This is a genomic window from Exiguobacterium sp. s102 (assembly GCF_018618635.1).
Lineage (GTDB): Bacteria > Bacillota > Bacilli > Exiguobacteriales > Exiguobacteriaceae > Exiguobacterium_A > Exiguobacterium_A oxidotolerans.
The window spans coordinates 243,840-269,808 of sequence record NZ_JACSML010000003.1 but is presented as its reverse complement, the minus strand read 5'-3'; the positions used below and the strand labels follow the sequence as shown (position 1 = coordinate 269,808).

At 46.2% G+C, this 25,969-nt stretch carries 24 protein-coding genes and 1 rRNA gene; 16 read left to right on the top strand and 9 right to left on the bottom strand.

Going from position 1 to position 25,969, the window contains the following annotated elements; all coding sequences use genetic code 11:
- The 8 genes from KNQ02_RS11070 to dnaA form a co-directional block, all read right to left on the bottom strand.
- Positions 1-63, bottom strand: a 16S ribosomal RNA gene (locus KNQ02_RS11070); the annotation flags it as partial.
- 556 nt (positions 64-619) lie between these two features.
- On the bottom strand, positions 620-1,666 hold the full coding sequence (locus KNQ02_RS11065; RefSeq protein ID WP_214808528.1) for an HD-GYP domain-containing protein: 1,047 nt from the start codon (positions 1,664-1,666) through the stop codon (positions 620-622).
- A 102-nt stretch (positions 1,667-1,768) separates the two neighbouring features.
- Complete coding sequence (gyrA, locus tag KNQ02_RS11060; RefSeq protein WP_214770327.1) at positions 1,769-4,417, bottom strand: DNA gyrase subunit A; 2,649 nt, start codon at positions 4,415-4,417, stop codon at positions 1,769-1,771.
- 27 nt (positions 4,418-4,444) lie between these two features.
- Positions 4,445-6,358, bottom strand: coding sequence for a DNA topoisomerase (ATP-hydrolyzing) subunit B (gyrB, locus tag KNQ02_RS11055; RefSeq protein ID WP_214808534.1), 1,914 nt, complete (start codon positions 6,356-6,358; stop codon positions 4,445-4,447).
- Positions 6,359-6,368: 10 nt separating this feature from the next.
- A complete protein-coding gene (gene recF / locus KNQ02_RS11050) occupies positions 6,369-7,523 on the bottom strand; it encodes a DNA replication/repair protein RecF (RefSeq protein WP_029332175.1) in 1,155 nt (384 codons plus the stop codon).
- Position 7,524: 1 nt separating this feature from the next.
- The gene (yaaA, locus tag KNQ02_RS11045) at positions 7,525-7,746 is read right to left on the bottom strand and encodes a S4 domain-containing protein YaaA (RefSeq protein ID WP_029332174.1); all 222 of its coding nucleotides are present in this window, start codon (positions 7,744-7,746) and stop codon (positions 7,525-7,527) included.
- A gap of 141 nt (positions 7,747-7,887) precedes the next feature.
- Positions 7,888-9,021, bottom strand: coding sequence for a DNA polymerase III subunit beta (gene dnaN / locus KNQ02_RS11040; protein ID WP_029332173.1), 1,134 nt, complete (start codon positions 9,019-9,021; stop codon positions 7,888-7,890).
- Positions 9,022-9,207: 186 nt separating this feature from the next.
- Positions 9,208-10,605 carry a chromosomal replication initiator protein DnaA gene (dnaA, locus tag KNQ02_RS11035; protein ID WP_029332172.1) on the bottom strand — a complete coding sequence of 466 codons (1,398 nt, stop codon included), beginning with the start codon at positions 10,603-10,605 and terminating at the stop codon, positions 9,208-9,210.
- Positions 10,606-11,335: 730 nt separating this feature from the next.
- Between dnaA and rpmH the strand changes: the two genes are divergently transcribed.
- The 8 genes from rpmH (at position 11,336) to KNQ02_RS10995 (ending at position 18,814) form a co-directional block, all read left to right on the top strand.
- Positions 11,336-11,470 (top strand): 50S ribosomal protein L34, encoded by a 135-nt coding sequence (gene rpmH, locus KNQ02_RS11030; protein ID WP_012371910.1) that lies wholly within the window; start codon positions 11,336-11,338, stop codon positions 11,468-11,470.
- Between the two features lie 167 nt (positions 11,471-11,637).
- Positions 11,638-11,988, top strand: a complete 351-nt coding sequence (gene rnpA / locus KNQ02_RS11025; protein WP_029332171.1) for a ribonuclease P protein component — start codon at positions 11,638-11,640, stop codon at positions 11,986-11,988.
- A gap of 97 nt (positions 11,989-12,085) precedes the next feature.
- Positions 12,086-12,940: a membrane protein insertase YidC gene (gene yidC, locus KNQ02_RS11020; RefSeq protein ID WP_214766213.1), complete on the top strand. Its 855-nt coding sequence runs from the start codon at positions 12,086-12,088 to the stop codon at positions 12,938-12,940.
- Between the two features lie 149 nt (positions 12,941-13,089).
- Positions 13,090-14,472 (top strand): tRNA uridine-5-carboxymethylaminomethyl(34) synthesis GTPase MnmE, encoded by a 1,383-nt coding sequence (mnmE, locus tag KNQ02_RS11015; protein ID WP_088838305.1) that lies wholly within the window; start codon positions 13,090-13,092, stop codon positions 14,470-14,472.
- 44 nt (positions 14,473-14,516) lie between these two features.
- Positions 14,517-16,403: a tRNA uridine-5-carboxymethylaminomethyl(34) synthesis enzyme MnmG gene (gene mnmG, locus KNQ02_RS11010; RefSeq protein WP_088838304.1), complete on the top strand. Its 1,887-nt coding sequence runs from the start codon at positions 14,517-14,519 to the stop codon at positions 16,401-16,403.
- Positions 16,404-16,407: 4 nt separating this feature from the next.
- Entirely contained in the window at positions 16,408-17,124 is a 717-nt protein-coding gene (rsmG, locus tag KNQ02_RS11005) for a 16S rRNA (guanine(527)-N(7))-methyltransferase RsmG (RefSeq protein WP_088838303.1), read from the top strand.
- 48 nt (positions 17,125-17,172) lie between these two features.
- Positions 17,173-18,009, top strand: coding sequence for a nucleoid occlusion protein (gene noc / locus KNQ02_RS11000; RefSeq protein WP_088838302.1), 837 nt, complete (start codon positions 17,173-17,175; stop codon positions 18,007-18,009).
- 40 nt (positions 18,010-18,049) lie between these two features.
- Positions 18,050-18,814, top strand: coding sequence for a ParB/RepB/Spo0J family partition protein (locus KNQ02_RS10995; protein WP_214808525.1), 765 nt, complete (start codon positions 18,050-18,052; stop codon positions 18,812-18,814).
- Positions 18,815-18,882: 68 nt separating this feature from the next.
- Here KNQ02_RS10995 and yyaC read toward each other — a convergent pair whose 3' ends face one another.
- Positions 18,883-19,500, bottom strand: a complete 618-nt coding sequence (gene yyaC / locus KNQ02_RS10990; protein ID WP_029332164.1) for a spore protease YyaC — start codon at positions 19,498-19,500, stop codon at positions 18,883-18,885.
- A 186-nt stretch (positions 19,501-19,686) separates the two neighbouring features.
- Between yyaC and KNQ02_RS10985 the strand changes: the two genes are divergently transcribed.
- The 8 genes from KNQ02_RS10985 (at position 19,687) to rplI (ending at position 25,954) form a co-directional block, all read left to right on the top strand.
- Complete coding sequence (locus KNQ02_RS10985; RefSeq protein ID WP_088838299.1) at positions 19,687-20,619, top strand: mechanosensitive ion channel family protein; 933 nt, start codon at positions 19,687-19,689, stop codon at positions 20,617-20,619.
- Entirely contained in the window at positions 20,591-20,779 is a 189-nt protein-coding gene (locus tag KNQ02_RS10980; protein ID WP_012371900.1) for a DUF951 domain-containing protein, read from the top strand. The genes KNQ02_RS10985 and KNQ02_RS10980 overlap by 29 nt, the downstream gene beginning before the upstream one ends.
- A 279-nt stretch (positions 20,780-21,058) precedes the next feature.
- Positions 21,059-22,159 carry a redox-regulated ATPase YchF gene (gene ychF / locus KNQ02_RS10975; RefSeq protein WP_214766217.1) on the top strand — a complete coding sequence of 367 codons (1,101 nt, stop codon included), beginning with the start codon at positions 21,059-21,061 and terminating at the stop codon, positions 22,157-22,159.
- A gap of 123 nt (positions 22,160-22,282) precedes the next feature.
- Positions 22,283-22,570 carry a 30S ribosomal protein S6 gene (gene rpsF / locus KNQ02_RS10970; protein ID WP_012371898.1) on the top strand — a complete coding sequence of 96 codons (288 nt, stop codon included), beginning with the start codon at positions 22,283-22,285 and terminating at the stop codon, positions 22,568-22,570.
- 23 nt (positions 22,571-22,593) lie between these two features.
- Positions 22,594-23,121 carry a single-stranded DNA-binding protein gene (locus KNQ02_RS10965; RefSeq protein ID WP_029332161.1) on the top strand — a complete coding sequence of 176 codons (528 nt, stop codon included), beginning with the start codon at positions 22,594-22,596 and terminating at the stop codon, positions 23,119-23,121.
- 47 nt (positions 23,122-23,168) lie between these two features.
- Positions 23,169-23,399, top strand: a complete 231-nt coding sequence (gene rpsR, locus KNQ02_RS10960; RefSeq protein ID WP_012371896.1) for a 30S ribosomal protein S18 — start codon at positions 23,169-23,171, stop codon at positions 23,397-23,399.
- 129 nt (positions 23,400-23,528) lie between these two features.
- Positions 23,529-25,514 (top strand): DHH family phosphoesterase, encoded by a 1,986-nt coding sequence (locus KNQ02_RS10955; protein ID WP_088838298.1) that lies wholly within the window; start codon positions 23,529-23,531, stop codon positions 25,512-25,514.
- On the top strand, positions 25,511-25,954 hold the full coding sequence (rplI, locus tag KNQ02_RS10950) for a 50S ribosomal protein L9 (RefSeq protein WP_029332159.1): 444 nt from the start codon (positions 25,511-25,513) through the stop codon (positions 25,952-25,954). The genes KNQ02_RS10955 and rplI overlap by 4 nt, the downstream gene beginning before the upstream one ends.
- The last annotated feature ends 15 nt before the right edge of the window (positions 25,955-25,969 follow it).

The window sequence follows — 25,969 nt, the reverse complement described above, 5'->3', positions numbered from 1 at the left end:
GACTTGCATGTATTAGGCACGCCGCCAGCGTTCGTCCTGAGCCAGGATCAAACTCTCCATAAAGTGTTTGACTTGCTCGTTTTTGTGACTAAAAGTCACGTTGACGAAGCTTGCGCTTCATTCATTGTTTGTATCCGAAGATACGTTTTTTGCCTCATCGTTCAGTTTTCAAAGTTCGTCCGCGCCTGTTTTGGCGACTCAATTAGAATACCAAGTCTGGAACGATAAGTCAACAACTTTTTAAAAGAAGTTTTTTCGTTCGTTTCAAGCGTGCGTCCTCTTTAGGACATGAAATAATATACCATGCGATTTATTATTGTGCAAGCATTTTTGATAATTAATTTTAATTTCATAAAAAATTGTTTTATAACTTTTGACTAGACTTTCATTTTTTGTTGGTATAAGTGGCTTTTGCCACGTCTTCCTGTTTTTGAGCCGTATCTTTCGACTTTTAGCATTCACCTTTTTCAGGACACTTGTCACATACGGCTCAAACAGAAAACTAACCTATTCCTAGCAGATCCACCTAAATGTTTCCCTCTTCATAAAAGTTGATCTACAGAAAAGTTGATCTACAGACTGATTAAACTACGCGTTTCTTCTATATAGTAAGTCTGCTTTAATCCATCAGCTGCATAATGTTCAACTGCCGGTCTTCCATTAAGTCTTTCACGACTTGCTGGTTCTGCTCATCATAGACGATGACAGGACGATCAAAGATGACATTCTTCCGCACGACAGTTGCAATTTTTCCGTTACTCATCAAAACACGATCTCCGATTCCAATCGGCAATAGAAGTTGTCCGAGTAATGTAACGTACTTCGAATCGTACTGCATCGGCCGCGCTTTTAGGTGAACGTATGCATTGTATGCCGTATAAGCCTCTCGGTATGGACGCCAGCTTGTCATTGCCGCAAAAACATCTGCTACGATGAAAAGACGTGTATGATCCATGATTTTATCACCCGTGGCTTTTAATGGGTAACCGGATCCGTCTAGACGTTCATGGTGTTGGACGATTAAACGTTTGACCGTATCTGAAATGACCGTATCGTTTTGTAAGGCTTGATAAGCCATCGCCGGATGTCGATGGAAAATCTCTTGTTGCATTGCTTCATATCGTTTTGTATGTCGCCACTCCATGATGCGTGCGAGTCCATAGTCTGCAAAGTAAGAGGCTGTCCATAAGTCTTGAATCATCTTTCGTTCTTTTCTGACTGCTTCCGCTAACAACTGAGCGAGTGCCCCTCGATAAATCGCATGGCGAACTGTGTATGCTTCCGTTCCCCGTTCAAGGAAGAACGGTAAAATATCTTCCCGACGAACTGTATCGGGCATCGAGTTTTTAACCCATTTCAAAGCTTCATATGTATTCGGGGTGAAACCTTGTTCCCATGAGGTGAAGACTTGATTATAGGAACCAACAAGTTCTTCGAATGGATTTTCGCTCACTTCTTGAAGACGAACCATCTCTTGTTGACTTTCTTCGACTAGACCTTCTGGTCGTTCCTCAATATCGATTTCCTTAATCAAAAACCGTTTCAGGCGTCTTAGTTCGTCTGTCCCTAGTTTTTTTCCAGCTTCGACAATCGGTATATCGGTATGTAAAAAGACTGACTCCTTTACCCGATCGCCGATGATGAGTCGCTCGCTTGCGATACGCATCTTACCTCGTCCCTTTCTCTCATCAGTTTTATTTGTAGAAAAACAGCAGAGTAGGGACATCTACCGTCCGACTCTGCTGTACCTCTTTATTCCATACTGATGTTATTCTTCTGTTTCTTCGATTACTGTTTCTGCTTCAACAACCGGAGAAATGTTTTCTTCATCCACGACAGTCGACAGCTCATCAACGATCGTTTCTTCGTTTTCTTCTTTTTTCAGTTTCGCGACGGTAGCGACACGGTCACCTTCTTCAATCCGGATGACTTTGACACCTTGTGTGTTACGTCCGACACGTGAAATATTTTGTGAATCGGTCCGAATGACGATTCCGCCTTCTGTCATGATCATGATGTCATCATCGACGTCAACGATTCGCAGGGCAGCAATTTGACCAATCCGGTCGTTCACTTTACTTGCAATCAATCCTTTACCACCACGCGTCTGGCTTCGGAATTCAGTCATTGGTGTCCGCTTCCCGAATCCTTTTTCCGTAATGACGAGGACATCTTGTTCTTCACGCGCAAGCTCCATGCCGATGACGATATCTTCTTCTGCTAGTTTCATCGCTTTGACACCACGCGCACCACGTCCCATTGAACGAACGTTTGTGATCGGGAAACGAATCGCCTTACCACGGTTTGAAACGGTAAAGACTTCATCGTCTGTCGATGCGAGACGGACAGATGTCAATTCGTCGTCTTCGAACAAACGAATCGCAATCAGACCGTTTTTATTAATCCGGGCATAAGCAGAGAGTGGCGAACGTTTAACGCGTCCTTTACGTGTCATGAAGATTAATGATTTTTGCTCATCCTGCATGACTTCTTCTGCATCAAGTACCTCTTCCGCTTCTTCTTCCGGTGTTACGTCGTCATCCGATTCGATTGTCGCTTCGATGATGGATTCTTCGACGACATTTTGCTCTTCCAGGTATCGTTTAAAGTTAACTGGAATCATCGTCTCGACCTTTTCACCGCGTTCAATCTGAATCAGGTTGATGATCGGCACACCTTTTGAAGTCCGGCTCATCTCAGGTACTTCATACCCACGGATGCGGTAGACTTTCCCGCGGTTTGTAAAGAACAGGATCGTATCATGCGTCGAACACGATAAGAGACGTGTTACATAATCCGCATCATTCGTACCGATTCCTTGGACACCACGACCACCACGACGTTGTGCACGATACGAATCCGTCGTGAGACGTTTAATGTATCCACTGCTCGTCAATGTGATGATGATATCTTTTTCAGGAATCAAATCTTCATCTTCGAATTCGATGTGGTCCATCCGAATTTCAGTCCGGCGTTTGTCGTTGAAGCGTTCTTTCACTTCTTCGAGTTCCGTCCGAATCAATTCAAGCAATTCTTCATCGCTTTCGAGAATTTTTTTGAGTTCCGTGATCAGCTGCATGATTTCATCATATTCAGCATCGATTTTCTCACGTTCGAGTCCTGTTAGACGTTGAAGACGCATATCAAGAATCGCTTGCGATTGTTTCTCAGACAAAGCAAACCGATCCATCAACTGTTCGCGTGCCGCATCAGCCGTTCGGTTCGCTCGGATGATTTTGATGACTTCATCCAAGTGATCGAGTGCGATGCGAAGACCCGCAAGAAGATGTTCCCGTGCTTCCGCCTTCTCAAGGTCGAACTGTGTTCGGCGACGGACGATTTCTTTTTGGTGCTCGAGGTAATGATAGAGCATCTCTTTGAGTGTCAGCGTTTTCGGACGACCACCCACGATCGCAAGCATGTTGACACCAAACGTCGTTTGCATCGATGTCTGTTTATATAAGTTATTTAAGATGACACTTGCGTTCGCATCACGACGAATTTCCATGACGATCCGCATACCACGACGATCGGATTCGTCACGTAAGTCCGTAATGCCTTCAATTTTCTTCTCACGGACGAGATCGGCGATTTTTTCTACGAGACGCGCCTTGTTGACTTGATATGGCAGTTCCGTCACGATGATCCGTTCGCGGTCTTTTTTAGCTTGTTCGATTTCTGCTTTCGCACGAACGATGATTGACCCACGTCCCGTTTCATAGGCACGGCGAATCCCGCTCCGACCTAAGATTTCACCGGCTGTCGGGAAATCAGGACCTGGAATGTGTTGCATCAACTCGGAAATCGTAATCTCCGGGTTATGCGTTAGCGCAAGTACGCCATCGATGACTTCACCTAATTGGTGCGGCGGAATGTTTGTTGCCATCCCGACCGCAATCCCGCTTGATCCATTGACGAGCAAGTTCGGAAAACGCGACGGTAAGACTTCTGGTTCGCGCTCTGATCCATCATAGTTATCTTTGAAATCAACGGTATTTTTATTGATATCGCGAACGATTTCCATCGCGATTTTTGACATACGGGCTTCCGTATATCGCATCGCAGCGGCAGAGTCGCCGTCGACAGAACCGAAGTTTCCGTGTCCATCCACGAGCTCATACCGGTAGCTGAAGTCCTGTGCCATCCGAACCATCGTGTCGTAAACAGCAGAATCACCGTGTGGGTGGTACTTACCGATAACTTCACCGACGATACGGGCAGATTTTTTATGTGGCTTATCTGCGCGGATACCGAGATCGTTCATCGCATAAAGAATACGACGATGTCCTGGCTTCAGACCGTCACGTACGTCAGGAAGTGCACGTGCGACGATGACGCTCATCGCGTAATCCATGAAGGATGTACGCATTTCTTGACTAATATTTATATCTTTAATGATTCCTTGTTGATCGGACATTCGTCTGGCCACCCTCTCTATTCAACGTTAAATATCCAAGTTCTTCACGTAATGCGCGTGCGACTGGATAAAGTCACGACGTGGTTCTACCTGATCTCCCATCAAGATATCGAATACTTCATCCGCTTCGATGGCATCTTGAAGTTCAACCCGAAGCATTTGACGACCACTCGGATCCATCGTCGTTTCCCAAAGTTGCTCTGGATCCATCTCACCGAGACCTTTGTAACGCTGAATGTCGTAACGCGCGTTTTCTGGAAGTGCGGCTAAGGCCTCGTTCAGCTCACGTTCGTTATGCACATACGTGATGTTTTTCCCTTGCTTGATTCCGTATAGCGGCGGTTGTGCGATATAGACATAACCATGCTCGACGAGCGGACGCATATACCGGTAGAAGAACGTCAACAGGAGTGTCCGGATGTGGGCACCATCGACGTCAGCATCGGTCATGATGATGACTTTATGATACCGTGCTTTTTCGATGTTGAATTCTGAACCGATACTCGTTCCGAGTGCGGTAATGATCGTCCGGATCTCGTTACTGCCGAGAATTTTATCGAGACGGGCTTTTTCAACGTTCAAAATTTTACCACGGATCGGTAAAATCGCTTGGAAGTGACGGTCACGACCTGATTTCGCAGAACCACCCGCTGAGTCACCCTCAACGATATAAATTTCTGAAATCGTTGCATCCCGCGATGAACAGTCGGCCAATTTACCAGGAAGTGAACTTACTTCAAGGACACCTTTACGACGTGTCAATTCACGCGCGCGTTTCGCTGCCATCCGGGCACGCGAGGCCATCATTCCTTTTTCGACGATTGCACGGGCATTCGTCGGGTTTTCCATCATGAACTGTTCAAAGATGGAAGAGAATAACGTATCGGTCGCTGTTCGAGCATCCGAGTTACCGAGCTTCGTTTTCGTTTGTCCTTCGAATTGGGGGTTCGGGTGTTTGATCGAGACGATTGCCGTCATTCCTTCACGGACGTCTTCCCCAGACAACGTACCGTCTGCTTCTTTCATCAAACCGAACTTCTTCGCATAGTCATTGATGACACGCGTCAACGCCGTCTTAAAGCCCGTTTCATGCGTACCACCTTCATGCGTCGGAATGTTGTTCGTAAACGAATAGATGTTGGCTGCAAAGCCATCGTTGTATTGAAGCGCAACTTCGACTTCGATGCCGTCCTTCGTTCCGTGGACGTAGACCGGTTCCGGGTGAACAACTTCTTTCGAGCGGTTCAAGTGTTCAACGTACGACTTGATTCCACCTTCGTAATAGAAGTGCCGCGTAATCGGTTCTTCTGCACGATCGTCCGTAATGACGATGTTCAGACCTTTATTCAAGAAAGCGAGTTCACGTAAACGTGTCGCAAGTAAATCGTAATCGTATTCGAGTGTTTCCTGGAAGATTTCACTGTCCGGGAAGAAACGAATCATTGTCCCTGTCTCTTCTGAAGTCCCGATGATTTCGAGATCTTGTGTTGGAACACCACGATGATACGATTGATAATAGAGCTTCTCGTTCCGCTTAACGAATACTTCAAGCTTCGTCGACAACGCATTGACGACCGAAGCCCCGACACCGTGAAGACCACCTGATACTTTGTAGCCTCCGCCACCAAACTTACCGCCGGCATGGAGGACCGTTAAAATGACTTCGACTGCAGGACGTCCCATTTTTTCTTGAATATCAATCGGAATCCCCCGACCGTTATCCTCAACTAGAATCGAGTTCCCTGGTTCAATCGTGACTTTAATCGTGTCACAGTATCCAGCCAGTGCTTCATCAATCGAGTTATCGACGATTTCCCAAACTAAATGGTGGAGCCCTTTCGACGCGGTTGATCCAATATACATACCTGGACGTTTTCGAACGGCTTCAAGACCTTCAAGTACCTGAATCTGATCGGCACCGTACCCTTGTTCCAATTCCATATCTTCATGATTACTCATCGGTTTTCTCACCTACTGTTTCTTTATAGGATGTCTCTTCCAAAATAACTGCTCCTTGTTTCACGTGGAACAACTTCGCTTGTCTAATCGTTTCATGTGCGATTCCCTCGACACTCGTCGTCGTCAGGATCGTCTGAACCTTTTGTTGCATCGTATCGAGTAAATGGGTTTGACGATGATCATCGAGTTCCGATAACACATCGTCTAGAAGAAGTAGCGGGTATTCCCCAACCTCCTCATGAATCAACTCAATCTCTGCTAGCTTCAACGAGAGCGCAGCCGTCCGTTGCTGTCCTTGTGAACCGTACGTCTGGACATTTCGTCCATTGACCTCCATTTCGAAGTCATCACGGTGTGGACCAAATAACGTCACGCCTCGTCTAATTTCATTTTCTTTTATTTTACCAAACTTCTGCGTATAAGAAGCAGTCATTCCTTCGACATCCAGCGAATCATCACTAAATGTATCGGATCGATAGCGTAGAACGAGTTCTTCCTGTCCACGACTGATTCCATCATGAATCGGTCGCGCCCACTTTTCGAGCTGGGCAATGAAATGATGACGGCGTTGAACGATTTTAACGGCAAGCGTAATCATCTGTTCCGTCAAAATGTCGAGGAACGTCTCGTCCCCCCCTTTAATTGACAACTGCTTCAACAACGCATTTCGTTGTTTCAACACTTTCAGGTATTGACTTAATTCATGCAGGTAGACCGGACTGACTTGACCAATCTCCATATCTAAAAAGCGACGCCGTACTTGTGGACTGCCTTTGACGATGTGCAAATCCTCTGGTGCGAACAACACGATATTGAGCGCCCCGATATAATCACTGAGGCGCCGCTGTTCGAGATGATTGAGCTTCGCCTTCTTCCCACGACTCGAAATCTGGATTTCCTGCGAATGGGGACCCATCCGCTTCATGACACGTCCTTCGACGCGCGCTGCTTCCGCATCCCACTGGATCAGTTCCTTATCGTGTGTCGTCCGGTGCGATTTCGCGAGCGCCAATACGTGGATCGCTTCAAGCAAGTTCGTCTTGCCTTGAGCATTTTCCCCGATTAAGACGTTCGTCTTTTCAGAAAAGAACAATTCCAGCGACTCATAGTTGCGATAATGACTGAGTCGTACCGAATCTAGTCGCACGTTAGTTCGCCTCGTTCTTGATGACGAATTGACCGTAGTCTTCTACGTCAATAACATCTCCATCCCGCAACTTACGACCACGTCGCTGATCGACCTCACCGTTGACGAGAATAGGTACCTCCGCTAGAAATGGTTTTGCTTGTCCTCCGCTCGAGATAATATCAGACAGCTTCAAGAACTGACCTAATGTGACATATTCCGACGTGATTTTGATTTGATTCATGGATTGACTCCTCCTACCTACATATTATAAATGACATACTCTTTATTGTACTAAAAAACTCATGATTTAGCAAAATGAACGAACATATATACGGATTACAAAAAAAACCCAAGAAACCAAGTCGGTTTCTCGGGGAGGGAATCAAGCCGTACGGACAGGTAAAATCAATTGCAAGACGTTATCTTGGTCGACCGGATGGAGAATGAATGGTCGAATCGATCCCGTGAATTGAATTTCAATATCCGTCGCATCAAGTGCTTTTAAGGCATCCATCATGTATTTCGAGTTGAAAGAAATCTTCAGCTCTTCGCCTTCAAGCGACAAGATGCTCACTTGTTCCGAAACTTTCCCAACTTCTGGTGAGTGCGATGAAATTTCGACAGCTGTCGTACCTTCTGCTGCGAACTTGATGACGTTGTTGCGGTCTTCACGTGCAAGAAGTGATGCCCGGTCGATTGCCTGAAGCAATTCCTTTGCATTCATACGGACAGCCGTCCGGTACTCTTCCGGAATTAAACGCGACGTATCCGGATAGTTCCCGTCGAGTAAGCGAGAGAAGAATAGGACATGTTTCATTTTGAAGAGGATTTGCTGGTTCGTGATCGTGACATCGACATGACCATCACCTAACAGTTTCGATAATTCGTTTAAGCTCTTACCCGGCACGATGACATTTTGGAACGAAATCTCGTTCTCTGTCTCAAACTGTGCCCGGCGTAGTGCAAGGCGATGACTATCCGTCGATACGCATGTCAAAATGCCTTTATCTGCTGAGAAGTTAACCCCTGTCAAAACAGGACGTGTTTCTTGAACCGCGACGGCAAAACTCGTCTGACGGATCATTGAACGTAATAGATCTGCGGGTAAACGGAACTGTTGTCCCCCATCGACTTGTGGAAGACGCGGAAACTCGTCTGAATCAAGACCGTTCAGATGAAATTCAGCTGTCCCGGATTGAATCCGTGTCATGAAGTTTGGAGAGACTTCGATGATGACTTCGTCTGTTGGTAACTTTTTAACGATATCACCAAAGAAACGGGCATTGAGGACGACACTACCGGCGCGGTGGACGGTTACATAAGAAGTACCATTCTCTTCCGCATAGATTGTCCGTTCAATTGAAATCTCGGTATCGCTTCCTGTTAACGTCATTCCGTCACCATGCGCTTCAAGTTTGATTCCCGTTAAGATTGGAATCGTCGTTCTTGATGAGACAGCTTTCGCTACGTCCTGGATGGCTTGGATTAAAGTATCGCGTTGAATTGTAATATGCATATTGTCGTTAAGCTCCTCTCAAAATGGGCGTTACATCATCATAACATAATAATATATTTTTTTAATAATAGTATTAGGGGCTGTGGATAGTGTGGATAAGTCGGTGGATAACTTGGTATAGAGCCAAACTGCGTGTGGATAACTTGTGGATAACTAGCCTCTTTTATCCACAGCTTATCCACAGGTTCAGGAATGTTTCAATTCATGCTTAATTTGTTCGATGACTTTTCCTGTTTCTCCATCCGATTTAACGAGCATACTGATTTTCTCATGTGCATGGATGACTGTCGTGTGATCCCGTCCACCAAATTCCTCACCAATCTTCGGTAAAGAGCTTTCCGTCATCTCTCGCGAGAGGTACATCGCAATCTGGCGTGGAAAGGCAATCGATTTTGTTCGTTTTTTAGCCTTTAAGTCGTCAAACGGTAAGTTGAAGTGTTTACTGACGGACTCCTGGATGTCGCGGATCGTGACTTTTCGCGGCTCCGTGACCGGCATGATGTTATGCAACGCTTCTGCTGCAACATTCGGATCAATCGTCCGTCCGACCAGGTTCGCATAAGCGATGACACGCGTCAGTGCCCCTTCGAGCTCGCGGATGTTCGTGTCGATTTGACTCGCGATATAGAGCATGACTTCATTAGAAACATCAAGTTGCTCGGCATTGGCTTTTTTCCGCAAAATCGCAATCCGTGTCTCAAGGTCAGGAGGTGTGATGTCTGTTATCAATCCCCACTCGAACCTAGAGCGAAGCCGATCTTCAAGTGTCGGAATTTCTTTTGGTGGTCGATCACTCGAGATGATGATTTGTTTTTGATCATTGTGCAGGGCATTGAATGTGTGGAAAAACTCCTCTTGCGTCTGCTCTTTTCCTGCGAGAAATTGAATGTCATCTATTAATAGAACATCGATATTCCGGTATTTGTTCCGAAACTCAACGGTTTTATTGTCCCGAATCGAGTTAATGAAGTCATTTGTAAAACGTTCCGAGGAGACATAGGCGATCCGCGTCCCAAGGTTTTGATCTTGGACGTACTGGCCAATCGCGTGCATCAAATGGGTTTTACCAAGTCCGACTCCTCCATAGATGAATAAAGGATTATAGGCTTTCGCAGGTGCTTCTGCTACAGCCAAGGAAGCGGCATGGGCAAAACGGTTACCTGATCCAATGACAAACGTATCGAACGTGTATTTTGTATTCAATTGACCGAGTTCACTCATGACCAGCTCATCGGTCGGTTTTCGTGACGATTGTGCACGATTTGATGTTTTAGACGGTGGTACCGTCTCAGACGCTTCCTCATTTTGACGATCGAGCATCTTCTTTGCTTGGCCTTCCTCGATAAATTGAATATCAAGTCGACTCCCTGTCACTTCTTCAACCGTATCTTCGAGTAACGATAAGTATTGACGTTCCAGCCAAGTAACGGTAAATGCAGCTGGTGCTGAGATGATCAGTGTCGTTCCATTCAGCGTGACGCCTTCAGTGGATTTTAACCACATGTCATAACTTGCCTTAGGTGTCCGTTCTTCTTCCTCGATCACAGACAATACATTATGCCAAAGTTCGGCAGCGTTTTTCATAAATACCTCCCTTTTTCTATCATGATATAAAAAACTATACACAGGTTTATGCACAGGACAAAGTTAATGAAGAAACTCGACTTATCCCCACAACATAAAAACTGTGGATAACGTTATCCACAGGCAAGTAAAACTGTGTATAAAGTTATCCACAGGGTGTGTATAACTTGAAAATTCAATTTGGTTCGTGTCGTTGTTATGCACAATTAGTGTATCAAATGAAATGAGCCCTGGCAATGCCTAGAGTGATTTATCCACAAGTAAATAAAGATATACACAGGTAGTTACCCACAGGCTGTGGATAGTGTGGATAAGGTGTGGATAACGTGTGCATAACTTTTTGAAAGAGGAAGCGTAAAAAAATAGTTATACACAAAATCAAAAATAGTTGGAGAATCGAGTCGAAAATCAAACCTTGACGTTGATTTTAAAAAATACTATTGTAGACAAAGTGAAGAGTTATCCACGGAAAGTGTGGATAGTGTGGATAAGTCTGTGGATAGTTTTAATTTGGGGAATTTCCTAGTGTTCATGCAGATCGGATTCCTATCTTGTAATACGAACCCTCATCCAGATTTCTATCGTAACGAATCGTATAGAATCGAACGAGATAATTCTTACGAACTTTCATTGACAAGGTCCCTTTTGATTTATATAATGTACAAGACTGCCTTAAAGTAGAAAACGATGTTTTTTAATAGAGTAATTTTTAAAGGAGGTGCAGACTAAAATGAAACCAACTTTCAACCCAAACAACCGTAAGCGCAAAAAAGTTCACGGATTCCGTGCGCGCATGGCAACGAAGAGTGGCCGCCGGATCTTGGCTGCTCGCCGTCTTAAAGGCCGCAAAGCCTTGACTGTATAATCGAGCGATGATGAGATCACTTCTGGCGATGCCTGAGGTGATCTTTTTTTTGCTTTTTTTAAGGGTGTTCGTGCTTTTGTCACAACCCCCTCTCGCGAAGCAGGATTATTCTATGATATGATGAAAGACGACGAATTTTCGTGATGTCAGGATGGAGTGTGATCAAGGTGAAGAAGGAATACCGCGTCAAGAAAGACAAGGAGTTCCAAGCGGTGTTTACTCGAGGAGCCTCTGTCGCCAATCGGCAATTTGTCGTATACGCACTAAAAAAAGACCAGCAAGCTCATTTTCGGATTGGTTTATCAGTGAGTAAGAAAATCGGAAATGCTGTCGTACGTAATCAGGTAAAACGGTACCTTCGTGAAGCATTTTTGTTACATGAAGCTTCGATTGCACCAGATTATGATCTTGTAATCATCGCCCGCAATCCAGCTGCGAAGATGACTGCGCAAGAAGTCGCAGATAGTTTGCGGCATGTATTAAAGCGTTCCGGCGTCTGGAAGCGGCAAGTTAAATAAATACGTAATATATTCTGTTTGATTTGTAACGGTCTTTCCTGATTCTATCTATAGAAGGAGTCTGACCGACAAAGGGTAAACATCATTAGGAGGAATTATGAACAAGAGAACTAAGATTTGGTTGACACTTGGACTGATGTCAGTACTCGCAGTTGTTCTATCGGGTTGTACACCTGGAACATACGGAACAGGTGAACCGATTACTGCTGACACAGAAGGTTTCTGGAAACATTATTTTGTTTGGCCGATGGCTTGGTTGATTGGAAAAATTGCTGAATACTTTAATGGGGATTACGGGATTGCAATCGTGATTACGACATTGATTGTTCGTCTCGTCATCTTACCGTTGATGATTAAACAGACGAAGAGTATGGGTGGTATGCAAGTCATCCAGCCAGAAATGATGAAACTGCGTGAGAAATACAGTTCAAAAGATCAGGAAACACAACAGAAATTGCAACAGGAAATGATGAAGCTTTATCAGGAGCATAACGTCAATCCACTTGCAGGTTGTTTACCGATCTTAATTCAAATGCCAATCCTGATTGCCTTCTATAACGCAATCATTTACACGCCGGATATTTTCAAGCATACGTTCCTTTGGTTCGATCTTGGAAAGCCAGATCCATATTTTATCTTACCGATTCTTTCAGCGGTCTTTACGTACCTGCAACAGAAACTCTCGATGGCAGGGCAAGAAGATAATCCGCAGATGAAAATCATGTTGTACGTCTTCCCGGTCATGATCTTCGTCATGGGTGTGACGTTACCCTCTGCCTTGTCACTTTACTGGGTCGTTGGTTATATCTTCTCGATCATCGTGACGATCGTGATCATGAAGCCGATGCGTGAGAAGATCAAATTACAGACTGAAGCAACGATTGCTTCAAAACGTGAAAAAGAAGCGGCCGAAGCAGCTCCTGCTCCGAAAAAGCCGAAAAAGAAACGTTAATCACAAATGAGGGCGATACTCCGTTTTTACAGAGTGTCGCTCTTTTTCTTTGAGTCATTTTCGTGTATAGTTGTCACGTTATACCCATTTATAACTAACTCATCAATTAATCATAGAAACGATAGAAGAAAACGAGGTGTGAATGACGAATGATGGAATTTGATACGATAGCCGCGATTTCGACACCGATGGGCGAAGGGGCGATTGCAATCGTCCGCTTATCAGGTCCGCAAGCAGTAGCAACGGCAAACCGAGTGTACCGAGGTGCGAATCAGTTAACGGAAGTACCAACCCACACGATTCATTACGGGAAATTAGTCGACCACGAGACGGAGCAGGTCGTCGATGAAGTAATGGTCAGTGTCATGCGGGCGCCGAAGACGTTTACGCGCGAAGATGTCGTCGAATTGAATTGCCATGGTGGAGTCGTCGCGGTCAATCGTGTACTCGAACTCATTCTGGCACAACCTGATGTTCGTCTAGCAGAACCAGGTGAATTCACGAAACGCGCCTTTTTGAACGGGCGCATCGACTTATCACAAGCTGAAGCCGTGATGGACTTAATCCGTGCGAAAACGGACCGGGCGATGACGGTTGCAATCGGTCAAATCGAAGGGCGGCTCTCGAAGCTTGTCCAAGAATTGCGCGAACAGCTGTTACAGACGATCGCTTCGATTGAAGTCAACATCGACTACCCGGAATACGATGCGGAAGAAATGACGCAACAAATCGTCCAAAAAGATGCTGGGGAAGTCCGCCGCATCCTGACGGAACTGCTCCGGACGGCGCGCCAAGGAAAAATTCTACGTGAAGGCCTGTCGACAGCAATCATCGGGCGACCGAACGTCGGGAAATCATCTTTGCTCAACACATTGGTGCAAGAAGCAAAAGCAATCGTCACGGATATCGCAGGGACGACCCGTGATACGATTGAGGAATATGTGAATGTCCGCGGTGTACCGCTCAAGTTGATCGATACGGCAGGGATTCGGGAAACGGAAGATATCGTCGAACGAATGGGTGTCGAAAAATCACGCCAGGCACTCAATTCGGCGGATTTAATTTTACTCGTCTTAAACGGGAATGACGAATTGACGCAAGAAGATATTTTGTTGTTTGAAGCGATTCGCGATATGAACGCGATCATCATCGTCAACAAGAGTGACCTTGCGCAACAAATCGACTTAACACGTGTTGAAGAACTGGCTGCAGGACGCCCGGTCGTCACGACATCGTTGCTTGAAGAAGCAGGCGTCAACGACCTCGAAGCAGCAATCGCAGCCCTCTTCTTCGAACAAGGTGTTGAAAGCCAAGACATGACGTACGTCTCGAATGCACGTCATATTCAATTGATTAAACAAGCGAGTCAGATGATTGAAGATGCGCTCGGGGCGGCAGAAGCAGCGATGCCGATCGACATGGTCCAAATCGATTTACGCCGGGCATGGGATACGCTTGGCGAAATCAATGGGGATACGGCGCAAGATAGTCTACTCGATAAACTTTTCTCCCAGTTTTGTTTAGGGAAATAATTGCACTGTCAGGTTGTTGATTCATAAAAGGAGGAACCGAAATTATGGCTTATCAAGCAGGTGAATTCGACGTCATCGTCGTCGGAGCCGGACATGCTGGAATCGAAGCGTCACTCGCATCAGCGCGAATGGGTTCGAAAACGGTGATGTTAACGATGAATCCCGACATGGTCGGATTCATGTACTGTAACCCGTCGATTGGTGGTCCCGCAAAAGGGATTGTCGTCCGGGAAATTGATGCATTAGGTGGCGAGATGGCACGAGCGATCGACGCGACTTACATCCAAATGAAAATGCTCAATACATCAAAAGGTCCGGCCGTCCGTGCACTCCGGGCGCAGGCAGATAAATTTGAGTATCAAAATCGAATGAAAAAAGCCCTGGAGGATGAACCGAACCTCTTGTTACGTCAAGCACTCGTCGAACGTCTATTGATTGAAGATGGACGCTGTGTCGGTGTCGTGACGAATACGGGAGCAGAGTACCGGGCGAATGCTGTCGTCATTACGACAGGAACGTTCATGCGCGGGAAAATCATCATCGGCGAACTCTCATACGAGAGTGGTCCGAACAATCAGATGCCGTCCGTCAACCTATCGAAGCATCTCGAGGAACTCGGGTTCGAGCTCGCGCGCTTCAAAACAGGGACACCACCCCGAATCGATGGAAAAACAATTGATTATTCAAAAACCGAAATCCAACCAGGGGATGCGGTTGCTTTACCGTTCAGCCATGAAACGACTCAGATGATCACGGAGCAGATTCCATGTTGGTTAACGTATACGACAGAGTACACACACCAATTGATTGACGCGAACTTACACCGTTCACCGATGTTCTCAGGCATGATTAAAGGAACAGGCCCGCGCTACTGTCCTTCAATCGAGGACAAAGTCGTCCGGTTCAATGATAAGCCGCGTCACCAAATCTTCCTCGAGCCGGAAGGTCGCGATACGGAAGAAGTCTATGTCCAAGGGTTATCAACAAGCTTACCGGAAGATGTCCAACATGATATCTTACGTTCGATTCCCGGTCTTGAAAAATCAGAAATGATGCGTCCCGGCTATGCAATCGAATACGATGCGGTCATTCCGACACAACTGTGGCCGACACTTGAAACGAAACGGGTCGAAGGGTTATTCACAGCAGGACAAATTAACGGTACGAGCGGGTACGAAGAAGCTGCCGGACAAGGCATCATGGCTGGAATCAATGCGTCGCTTAAAGTTCAAGGCAAAGAGCCATTGATTTTGTCGCGTTCGCAAGGGTATATCGGTGTCATGATTGATGATCTCGTCACAAAAGGGACGAACGAACCGTATCGCCTCTTGACGTCACGTGCTGAATACCGTCTCTTACTCCGTCATGACAATGCCGATCTTCGCTTATCTGAAATCGGGCATGAACTCGGTCTGATCAATGACACGCGTCATGCGAAACTCGAACTGAAAAAAGACGAAATCAGTCGCGAAATGAAACGTCTTGAAAAAGTCGTCATCAAAGCGACACCAGACGTCAACGAAAAACTGACAGCAATCGGTGTCTCACCGTTGAAAGAAGCGTTGCACGCAATTACGTTATTGAAACGTCCGGAAATCACGTACGCAATGATTGCAGACATGACAGAGCCACCTGTCGCATTGTCAGCGGAAGCGGCCGAGCAAGTCGAAATCCAAGTCAAGTACGCAGGTTATATCGACAAACAACTCGACCAAGTCGAACGTATGATGCGGATGGAACAAAAACGAATTCCGGATCGACTCGATTACGATGTCATCAATGGTCTCGCGATTGAAGCAAAACAGAAACTAAACCAAGTGCGTCCGCTCTCGATTGGACAAGCATCACGGATTTCTGGGGTTAACCCGTCAGATATCTCGATTTTGCTAATTTATATCGAGCAAGGCCAATACGCATTGACTGCGGAGTGATAACATGAACGAACAGCAATTCGTAACGGCTTTAGCCGAGCAAGGTCTCGACGTCTCAGAACAACAATTACACCAGTTCAAACGCTACTATGAACTGCTCGTCGAATGGAATGAAAAAATGAACCTGACGGCGATCACGGATAAAGAAGATGTTTACTTGAAACACTTTTATGATTCGATCACAGCGGCTTTCTACTTTGATTTCACAGAAGTCGAAACCGTTTGTGATGTCGGAGCCGGTGCCGGTTTCCCGAGCCTCCCGATTAAAATCATGTTCCCGCACTTAAAAGTCACGATCATCGATTCACTGAATAAACGAATCGGCTTCTTGAACATGCTCGCGACAGAACTTGAACTTGAAGGTGTCGCGTTCCATCATGGTCGGGCCGAAGAGTTCGGTAAAAACAAACAGTTCCGGGAACACTTTGATGTCGTGACGGCACGCGCCGTCGCCCGCATGTCAGTCCTTGCAGAATACTGTTTGCCACTCGCGAAAGTCGGCGGACAATTTGTTGCCTTGAAGGCAGCGAAGTTAGGGCAAGAGTTAGAAGAAGGCGCAACGGCACTCAAAGTACTTGGTGGTAATTTACGGGAAAGTTTCCAGTTCCAATTGCCAGGTGAGGAAAGTGAGCGTAATATCGTTATTGTAGATAAAAAACGATTAACACCCGGGAAATATCCGCGTAAGGCGGGAACACCGGCTAAAGATCCACTGAGTTAAACACCGTTTCACGTGAAACGATGACTGATAAAGGTGAGGTGCGCGAACGTGAAAAATGCAATTGCTAAACTGCTTGGTAAAGGGGGACAGCCTGTCCCGCTTGAGCTTGATCCCCGAGACACGCTTCAGGAGCTAAAGCTGACAGAGCTTGTTGCCAATCAATTCCAACCCCGAACGATTTTTGATGGGGAGCGGATTGAAGAATTGGCGATGACGATTGAAGAACATGGGTTACTACAGCCAATCGTAGTACGAAAACAGGGGCTAGGTTATGAAATCATCGCAGGTGAGCGTCGTTTTCGAGCGGTTCAATCACTTGGGTGGGAAACGATTCCCGCAATTATCAAGGAAATGACCGATGAAACGACAGCTGCACTCGCATTGATTGAGAATCTACAACGGGAAGAACTGACTCCAATCGAAGAAGCAGAAGCATATGAACGATTGCTTGCGATGCAACACATTACGCAAGAAGTTTTAGCACGTAAACTAGGACGCAGTCAGTCGACGATTGCGAACAAGTTACGTCTGTTGCGTTTGCCAGCTGAAATTCGCGAGGCATTGAAGCAACGGACAATCACGGAACGTCACGCGCGCGCCTTGTTGCCTTTAAAGGATGCAGATCTTCAAATCTCAGTCTTAGCGGAAATCATGGAACGCGAATGGAATGTCAAAGAAACGGAACAGCGTGTCGAGCGTCTACTGACACCGAAAAAGCCGAAGAAGCGACATAAAAGTTTTGCACGGGATACACGGATCGCGTTGAATACACTACGTGATTCAGTCGACATGATTGAGCGGACAGGATTGACCGTCGAAAAAGAAGAAGTAGATTGTGAAGAATATGTCGAGGTGCGAATTCGCATCGTGAAGGCACGTCCGTAAACTGCGGTCGTGCCTTCCGCTACGTTTAGGAGAGATTTATGTGAATGAGATACCCCTGCGGGCGATTCGACCGAATCCAGGTCAGCCGCGCAAACAGTTTAATGAAAAAGCATTACAAGAATTAGCACATTCTTTACGGCAGCACGGGATGATTCAACCGATCGTCGTTCGACCACGTGATGGATTTTACGAAATCGTCGCCGGGGAACGCCGGTATCAGGCAGCGAAACAAGTCGGATTCGTTCATGTACCCGTCTTAATCATCGAGGCCAATGATACGCGGATGATGGAGCTTGCCTTGATTGAAAACATTCAGCGCGCTGATTTAAGTGCGATTGAAGAAGCGATGGCGTATGCCGAAATGTTGGAAGAGTTTGAGGTGACGCAAGCAGAACTTGCGAGCCGTGTCGGAAAAAGCCGTTCGCACATCACGAACAGTCTACGCTTGTTGCAGTTACCGCCACTCGTCCAACAAGCAGTCATGGAAGAACGTTTATCGATGGGGCATGCACGTGCCTTGCTCGCTTTAAAAAACCCGCAAAAAATCGAGCGGATGGCGGAACGCGTCATCACGGAGAATTGGAATGTCCGTCGTCTTGAGCAAGAGCTCCGCGAACGTAAGCAAAAGCGGCATGTTTCTGAACAGACGACTGAACTTCATTTTATTGAAGACGCGTTACGGGAGCGGATCGGGGCCAGTGTTCGAATCAAGACGACGAAGCAGGCAGGGAAACTAGAAATCGATTTTATGGACGAAGAGGATTTAAATCGGATACTTGAGATTTTGTTGCCGGAAGAAGAATGACAAAAAAAATAAGGACAAGCGAGTCGTAAGGATTCGCTTGTCCTTATTTTAATTGTAGTGTGTGCTGTTTAGATCGAACGGGGCGTAAAGGAAATCGTCGTTCGTTTTGTTTCCGCTGCCAGTTTCGCATCGAGTAAGGCGAAGCTGTCGGCAACAAGTTCAGCTAATTCATAGACGAGATGGAGTCGGGTATTTTGCAAAATCATCATTTCCATGAATCCACTGACGTTGACGACGGCTTTGATGTTGAAGTCACCAACAGCAGGCAATTCTTTTTGGACACCGGCTCCGGGTGCGAGAGGACCTTCCGAGAAAAAGACATGACCGACGCTCGATAAGCGTCCGAGACAAGCATCGATGGCGATGACGAGTGGTTTGTAATGGGTCGTTTGAATCGAGTGAAGTGTTTCAGCTAAATTTAAGGCATGAACCGGTTTGGCTAATGTGCCATACACATGCATATGAGCGGGACGGGATTTTTCGAGGAATGTACCGACGAGTGGACCGAGGGAATCCCCCGTCGAACGATCGGAACCGATACAAACGAGAACGACAGGACGTGTTTCTTTCGTCGCAGCGACTTGCTCGTGTAATTGTTCAGCTAATCGTTCTTTCGCAAACGGCTCTGTATGCTCTAAAAAGAAAGAATAGGGCTTTGGCTCATGTGAATGAAAGCGGAAGTTCATCTCTAGATCATCCTTTCTTCTCTAGGTGTCTACGTCATGGTGTATTGGCGAGAGTGAAGGTGTTCTGTAATGATTTTCCTTTCCCGGTTTTTCAAGAAAACTAACGTCGAAATCGGTTCTTTAAGTTGAAACTGATTTAAAATCACGTATACTGTCGTAATAGAGAGAAATGAAAGGATGAAGAGAATGGCTACCAATCAAGATGTGAAAGAATCAGTCGCCCAGGTCGATAAGTTAATTGCGCAAGTGACGGACACAGAAATGTGGATTCGGTTTGGACTCAAGGTGACAATTGCGTTAATCATCATTGCCGGATTTTATATCCTGACACGGATCATGACGGGAGCAGTCGCCCGTTTGTTTACGATTCGAAAAATCAACGAGCATGATTATTTAGCGCAACGACAAAACGAGACGTTACTCAAATTGTTACAAAATGCGATTCGCTACGTCCTCGGAATTGTCATGTTACTGACCGTGCTCAGTCAATTCGGAATCAACATCACAGGGCTCGTCGCCAGTGCAGGGATTGCCGGTCTCGCCATTTCGTTTGGTGCGAAAAACCTGGTTCAAGATATCATCACAGGTGCCTTCATCATCTTCGAACGACAGTTCAAAGTCGGTGATTATGTCCGCGTCGGCGTGATTGAAGGGATTGTCATCGAGCTTGGTATTCGGACGACGAAGCTGAAAGGTCTGACGGGCGAGATTCATATCGTTCCGAACGGGCAAATCCTGCAAGTGACGAACTTCTCGGTCGATAACAGTTTTGCCTTAGTCGATGTCCAAGTTCCGTATGAAGAGGATCTCGACCGGGTCGAGACGATTCTGAACGACATCTCGGAAGCGACGACGAAGAAATATGCCGATATGTTCGTTGAACCGATTCAAATACTCGGTGTCCAAATGCTTGATTCTTCTGGCGTTGCGTACCGCATGATGGCAGAAGTACCACCGATGCAACATTTTCAAGCGGGACGTTTGATGCGTAAAGAATTCAAACAAGGTCTCGAAGCGGAAGGAATCCAGATTCCGTACCCGCATATGGTCATGATGAACACTACAGATCAAGGGAATGGTGAACAAATCAATGATGCCAAAAACGTACAATCTCCATGATTATGTCGAAATGAAGAAACAACATCCATGCGGAACGAACCGGTGGCAAATCATTCGTGTCGGCATGGACATCCGCATCAAATGTCAAGGGTGTGGGGCAAGCATCTTAATGCCACGGCGCGATTTTGATAAGCGGTTAAAAAAAGTCTTACCAGAATGAGTTTTATCAAATACGACCGAAGCGCTTAATAGGTGCCTCGGTCTTTTTTAATTACAAAGCAGAACGCTAATGGTGGAAAAAAGGTTAAGGAGAAGTCTAAGTTTTGATTAAGCGGCTAGGTGAATTAGCAAACTCTTTAAAAAAGAATTCCCATCTCCTTGCTTAAAAAAATTGAACTATCTATAATTGTGAAAGATGTGCTGACGTGGTGTAATCAATCTACCCACTGCGGCCGCTAGCACGGATTTCCTAGGAAATACCGAAAAGGAGGAATTCCAAGTGGGATTAACAGCAGGAATCGTTGGCTTACCAAACGTAGGAAAATCAACACTTTTTAACGCAATTACTCAAGCAGGTGTCGAGGCGGCGAACTATCCGTTCGCAACAATCGATCCGAACGTAGGTGTCGTCGAAGTACCCGATGCACGTCTTCGTAAATTGACAGAACTCGTCAACCCGAAGAAGACCATCCCGACAGCATTCGAATTCACGGATATCGCGGGAATCGTCAAAGGCGCGTCAAAGGGTGAAGGATTAGGAAATAAATTCTTAGCAAACATTCGTGAAGTCGATGCGATTTGTCAGGTCGTCCGTTGCTTCATCGACGAAAACATCACACACGTCTCAGGTAAAGTATCACCGATCGATGATATCGAAACAATCAACCTCGAGTTGATTTTGGCCGATCTCGAATTGGTTGAAAAACGGATCCAACGTGTCCAAAAACAAGTCAAGTCACGTGATAAAAACGCAGCAGGCGAACTCGAAGCACTTGAAATCGTCCTCGCATTGCTCGAAGACGAAAAACCAGCACGTCTTGCAGAATTAAACGAAGATCAAGCGGCAATCGTGAAACACTTCCAATTGTTGACGATGAAACCGATGCTTTATGTCGCAAACGTCGGTGAAGATGAAGTCGCGGATGCAGATAGTAACGAAAACGTTCGTCTCGTCCGTGAGTTTGCAGCAAAAGAAGGGGCGGAAGTCATCATCATCTGTGCCCGGATCGAAGAAGAAATCGCTGAACTCGAACCGGAAGAACGTCAAGAGTTCCTCGTTGACCTCGGAATCGAAGAGTCAGGTCTCGATCAATTGATCCATGCAGCCTATAACACGCTCGGTCTCGCGACATACTTCACAGCGGGCGAAAAAGAAGTTCGTGCCTGGACGTTCAAAAAAGGGATGAAAGCACCACAATGTGCCGGTGTCATCCACTCTGACTTCGAACGTGGATTCATCCGTGCTGAAGTTGTCGCATACGATGACTTAGCAGCAGCTGGAAACATGGCGACAGTCAAAGAACAAGGACGTTACCGTTCTGAAGGTAAAGAATATGTCTTCCAAGATGGCGATGTTGTCACATTCCGCTTCAACGTTTAAGCAGAGCGAACGAATCGTTATTGCATAAACCAAAATACTTTGATAGTATTAACAAATGTGAGTAATGAATTATTGCTCCTTGCTCGATGAATCGAGCCGCCAGTCCAAGAGGAGGTGACAGATATGCGTAAATACGAAGTACTTTACATCATCCGTCCGGAAGTTGATGAGGAAGCACGAAAAGCTCTAGTTGAGCGTTTCAACAAAGTCCTCACTGACAACGGTGGTACAGTTGAAAAAACAACTGAAATGGGTAAACGTCGTTTCGCTTACGAAATCAATGATATGCGTGAAGGATTCTATGTTCTTCTTAACGTGACTGCTGAACCAGCAGCTACTAAAGAACTTGACCGTCTCATGAAGATCAGTGACGATATCGTTCGCTTAATGATCACAAAAGACGAGAAATAAGCTGAAACAGGAGAGTGATTCTGATGATTAACCGCGTCGTTTTAGTCGGTCGGTTAACTCGTGACCCTGAAATGCGTTATACGCAGAGCGGGATTGCGGTAACGCGATTCACACTCGCATGTGACCGTCCATTTACGGGACAAGATGGGAAGCGAGAAGCTGATTTCATCGATTGCGTCGTATGGCGCAAGCAAGCAGAGAACGTTGCTCAGTATTTGAAAAAAGGTAGTCTCGCAGGTGTCGAGGGTCGCCTACAGATTAGCAGTTATGACGATAAAGAGGGTCAACGTCGATATCGTGCTGAAGTCGTCGCGGATAGTGTTCGATTCCTAGAATCACGCAATGCAAGCCGTTCTTCAGATAGTGACAGCTATTCTTCGAATTCAAATACAGGTGGAAACGGGAATGCTGCAGGATGGGGTTCACAGCAACAGCAGAACAACTCTTCCTCGCCAGCACCCGCTTCATCTTCATCGAACTCGGGCTTCGGCGCTGATCCGTTCAGCGGTGGAAGTTCGATCGATCTTTCAGACGACGATCTCCCATTCTAATGGGAACGTTGGACTGAAAAATTTACTCTAAAAAGGAGGTTAATCACATGGCACGTCGTCCAGGTGGAAAACGTCGTCGTAAAGTATGTTACTTCACGTCGAACCACATCACTCATATCGATTATAAAGACGTAGAACTTCTCAAACGTTTCATTTCGGAACGCGGTAAGATTCTTCCACGTCGTGTGACTGGTACTTCAGCGAAATACCAACGTCCACTTACAATCGCAATCAAACGTTCACGTCAAATGGCTTTAATCCCATACGTAGCTGACTGATTACGGTGAAGCGCTTTTCCTTTTCGAAGGAAGGGCGCTTTTTTTCGCTTCGCTTTCAACCGGTCCTATTTTTCGGTTATAATAAACAAGTTAACGAATTTTTAATTAGAAGTATTTAAGGAGGACGCGATGGAGTCAGGTCAACAAGTATCATCAGAACGGGAACGGCGGGTTGTTCGCTTCGTTCCGTATCTATTAATCGTCGGTCTACTTCTCGTCGTCGCAATTAGTAATCCAATCATCGCAGCAATTGGTGCGTTCGTGACGACTGTTCTTTTTGTCCTTCATCTATTAGAAGAGCAGCGGGCACGAAAGTCCTGGGAAGCATATGTCGAAAGAATATCGATTCAAGTCGAGGATACAGGGCAAGATGCTTTGACGAATATGCCGATTGGAATCTTACTATATGATGAGGAAACGCACGTCACATGGTTCAATGATCCGATGCGTGAAATCTTCGACGACTTGGCAATGGGGCATCTGTTACTCGATCTCGATCCCTTGTTCGTTGAAATGATGGCGACGGATGAAGATCAAGCGACACTTGAGATTGGTGAGTCCGTCTATCGTGTCTTCTCGAATCGTGAAAATCGGACGTTCTATCTATTTGATATGACAGAAGAGGCGCAAGTTGAACAACAACTCGTCGACAATCAAACCGTCATCGGCGTCATTTATCTCGATAACTATGATGAGATGACGCAGGGGATTGAAGATCAATTAAGAAGTGAATTAAATAGTCGGGTCACCCAGTTATTGAATCATTGGGCGGCGGATCACGGCACCTATATAAAACGTACCGCCTCAGACCGGTACTTTGTCGTGACGACAGAAGAGAATCTACGAATTCTTGAGCGGACGAAGTTTTCCATCTTAGACATTGTCCGAGACGAGACGAGTCAACGTGGGGTGCAATTAACGCTGTCAATCGGAATTGGCTGTGGCAGTGACGCGATACCTGTTCTCGGTCAGATGGCGCAGTCGAGTCTTGACTTAGCACTCGGACGCGGGGGCGACCAGGTCGTCATCAAACGTGACGGGAAAGTCCGCTTTTATGGTGGGAAAACGAATCCGACAGAAAAACGGACGCGTGTCCGGGCACGGGTCATCGCCAATTCGTTGCGTGACTTGATGCAGGAATCGAGTCGAATCCTCGTCATGGGTCATCGAAATCCTGACATGGATTCACTTGGAGCATCGATTGGTATTCTCAAGCTTGCCGAGATGAACGATAAGGAAGCGCATATCGTATTACCGGATGCAGAAATCGGTCAAGGGATTCGACGGATGATGTCGGAAATCAGTGAAGACGAAAAACTAGAGTCGCGCTTCATCAATTCGTTCCAAGCTGAGCAACTCGTCGACGATCAAGCGTTATTGATTATCGTCGACACGCATAAACCGTCGCTTGTCGTCGTTCCGGCATTACTGGATCAGTTCGAACGAATGGTCGTCATCGATCATCATCGTCGCGGAGAAGATTTCATCGAGGAGCCAGTGCTCGTCTATCTTGAGCCATATGCATCTTCGACGTCAGAACTCGTCACAGAGTTGATTGAATACCAACCGACGAACGAAAAGCTGTCAATGCTTGAAGCGACGGCGTTACTTGCAGGAATCATCGTCGACACGAAAGGCTTTACGATCCGAACAGGCTCGCGGACGTTTGATGCGGCCTCTTACTTGCGTTCGCAAGGCGCAGACACGGTCCTCGTCCAAGAGTTCCTTAGTCAAAACCTCGAGACGTATGTCGAACAGTCGCATATTCTCGAGCGGACGGAAATCTATAAGGCAGGTATGGCAATCGCGACAGCGGAGCCAGGGGTCATCCATGATCAAGTCTTGATCGCCCAAACGGCGGATCAACTGTTATCCTTACAAGGAATCCGTGCCGCCTTCGTCATCGCTGAGCTCCAAGATGGCCGGACGGCAATCAGTGCCCGGTCGCTCGGTGAGGTCAATGTCCAGTTAATCATGGAGACGTTAGGTGGCGGTGGTCACTTAACGAATGCGGCGACACAGATGGCGGAATCGATCATCACGGTCGCGGATGAATTAAGACAAGCAATCGATCGTTATCTAGAAGATGAAACAAAAGGAGAGGAAATCGAATGAAAGTTATTTTATTGCAAGACGTTAAAGGACAAGGTAAAGCAGGAGACGTGAAAGAAGTCGCAGATGCATACGCGAACAATGTGTTATTCAAAAAGAAATTAGCGCGTCCCGCGACAACAGGGAACTTAAAACAACATGAAGCACATGAACGTAAAGCAGCAGAGCAAGCGAAACAAGCATTGCTCGACGCGGAAGCGTTAAAAGAGAAGATTGAAAAAGAAACGATTGTCGTTTCGACGAAAGCGGGCGAAGGCGGTCGTGTCTTCGGTTCAGTCACGAGTAAACAAATTGCAGAAGCATTGAAGAGCATGGGTTACAAAATCGACAAACGTAAAATCGAGCTTGAACACCCGATCAAAGCCCTCGGATTCACGAAAGTGCCGTTAAAACTGCACAATGAAGTCACAGCGACGCTAAACGTTCAGGTCAAAGAAGCGTGATGAGAAAAGGGGATC

Bases quoted from the DNA above. Each gene is read 5' to 3' on its own strand.
- rpmH (WP_012371910.1), top strand. From the start codon at position 11,336: ATGAAACCAACTTTCAACCCAAACAACCGTAAGCGCAAAAAAGTTCAC.
- dnaN (WP_029332173.1), bottom strand. From the start codon at position 9,021: ATGCATATTACAATTCAACGCGATACTTTAATCCAAGCCATCCAGGAC.
- rpsF (WP_012371898.1), top strand. From the start codon at position 22,283: ATGCGTAAATACGAAGTACTTTACATCATCCGTCCGGAAGTTGATGAG.
- gyrA (WP_214770327.1), bottom strand. From the start codon at position 4,417: ATGTCCGATCAACAAGGAATCATTAAAGATATAAATATTAGTCAAGAA.
- rpsR (WP_012371896.1), top strand. From the start codon at position 23,169: ATGGCACGTCGTCCAGGTGGAAAACGTCGTCGTAAAGTATGTTACTTC.
- KNQ02_RS10980 (WP_012371900.1), top strand. From the start codon at position 20,591: ATGATGCCAAAAACGTACAATCTCCATGATTATGTCGAAATGAAGAAA.
- KNQ02_RS10985 (WP_088838299.1), top strand. From the start codon at position 19,687: ATGGCTACCAATCAAGATGTGAAAGAATCAGTCGCCCAGGTCGATAAG.
- KNQ02_RS10955 (WP_088838298.1), top strand. From the start codon at position 23,529: ATGGAGTCAGGTCAACAAGTATCATCAGAACGGGAACGGCGGGTTGTT.
- rsmG (WP_088838303.1), top strand. From the start codon at position 16,408: ATGAACGAACAGCAATTCGTAACGGCTTTAGCCGAGCAAGGTCTCGAC.
- yaaA (WP_029332174.1), bottom strand. From the start codon at position 7,746: ATGAATCAAATCAAAATCACGTCGGAATATGTCACATTAGGTCAGTTC.
- KNQ02_RS11065 (WP_214808528.1), bottom strand. From the start codon at position 1,666: ATGCGTATCGCAAGCGAGCGACTCATCATCGGCGATCGGGTAAAGGAG.
- mnmG (WP_088838304.1), top strand. From the start codon at position 14,517: ATGGCTTATCAAGCAGGTGAATTCGACGTCATCGTCGTCGGAGCCGGA.
- mnmE (WP_088838305.1), top strand. From the start codon at position 13,090: ATGATGGAATTTGATACGATAGCCGCGATTTCGACACCGATGGGCGAA.
- KNQ02_RS10965 (WP_029332161.1), top strand. From the start codon at position 22,594: ATGATTAACCGCGTCGTTTTAGTCGGTCGGTTAACTCGTGACCCTGAA.
- yidC (WP_214766213.1), top strand. From the start codon at position 12,086: ATGAACAAGAGAACTAAGATTTGGTTGACACTTGGACTGATGTCAGTA.
- dnaA (WP_029332172.1), bottom strand. From the start codon at position 10,605: ATGAAAAACGCTGCCGAACTTTGGCATAATGTATTGTCTGTGATCGAG.
- gyrB (WP_214808534.1), bottom strand. From the start codon at position 6,358: ATGGAATTGGAACAAGGGTACGGTGCCGATCAGATTCAGGTACTTGAA.
- rplI (WP_029332159.1), top strand. From the start codon at position 25,511: ATGAAAGTTATTTTATTGCAAGACGTTAAAGGACAAGGTAAAGCAGGA.
- yyaC (WP_029332164.1), bottom strand. From the start codon at position 19,500: ATGAACTTCCGCTTTCATTCACATGAGCCAAAGCCCTATTCTTTCTTT.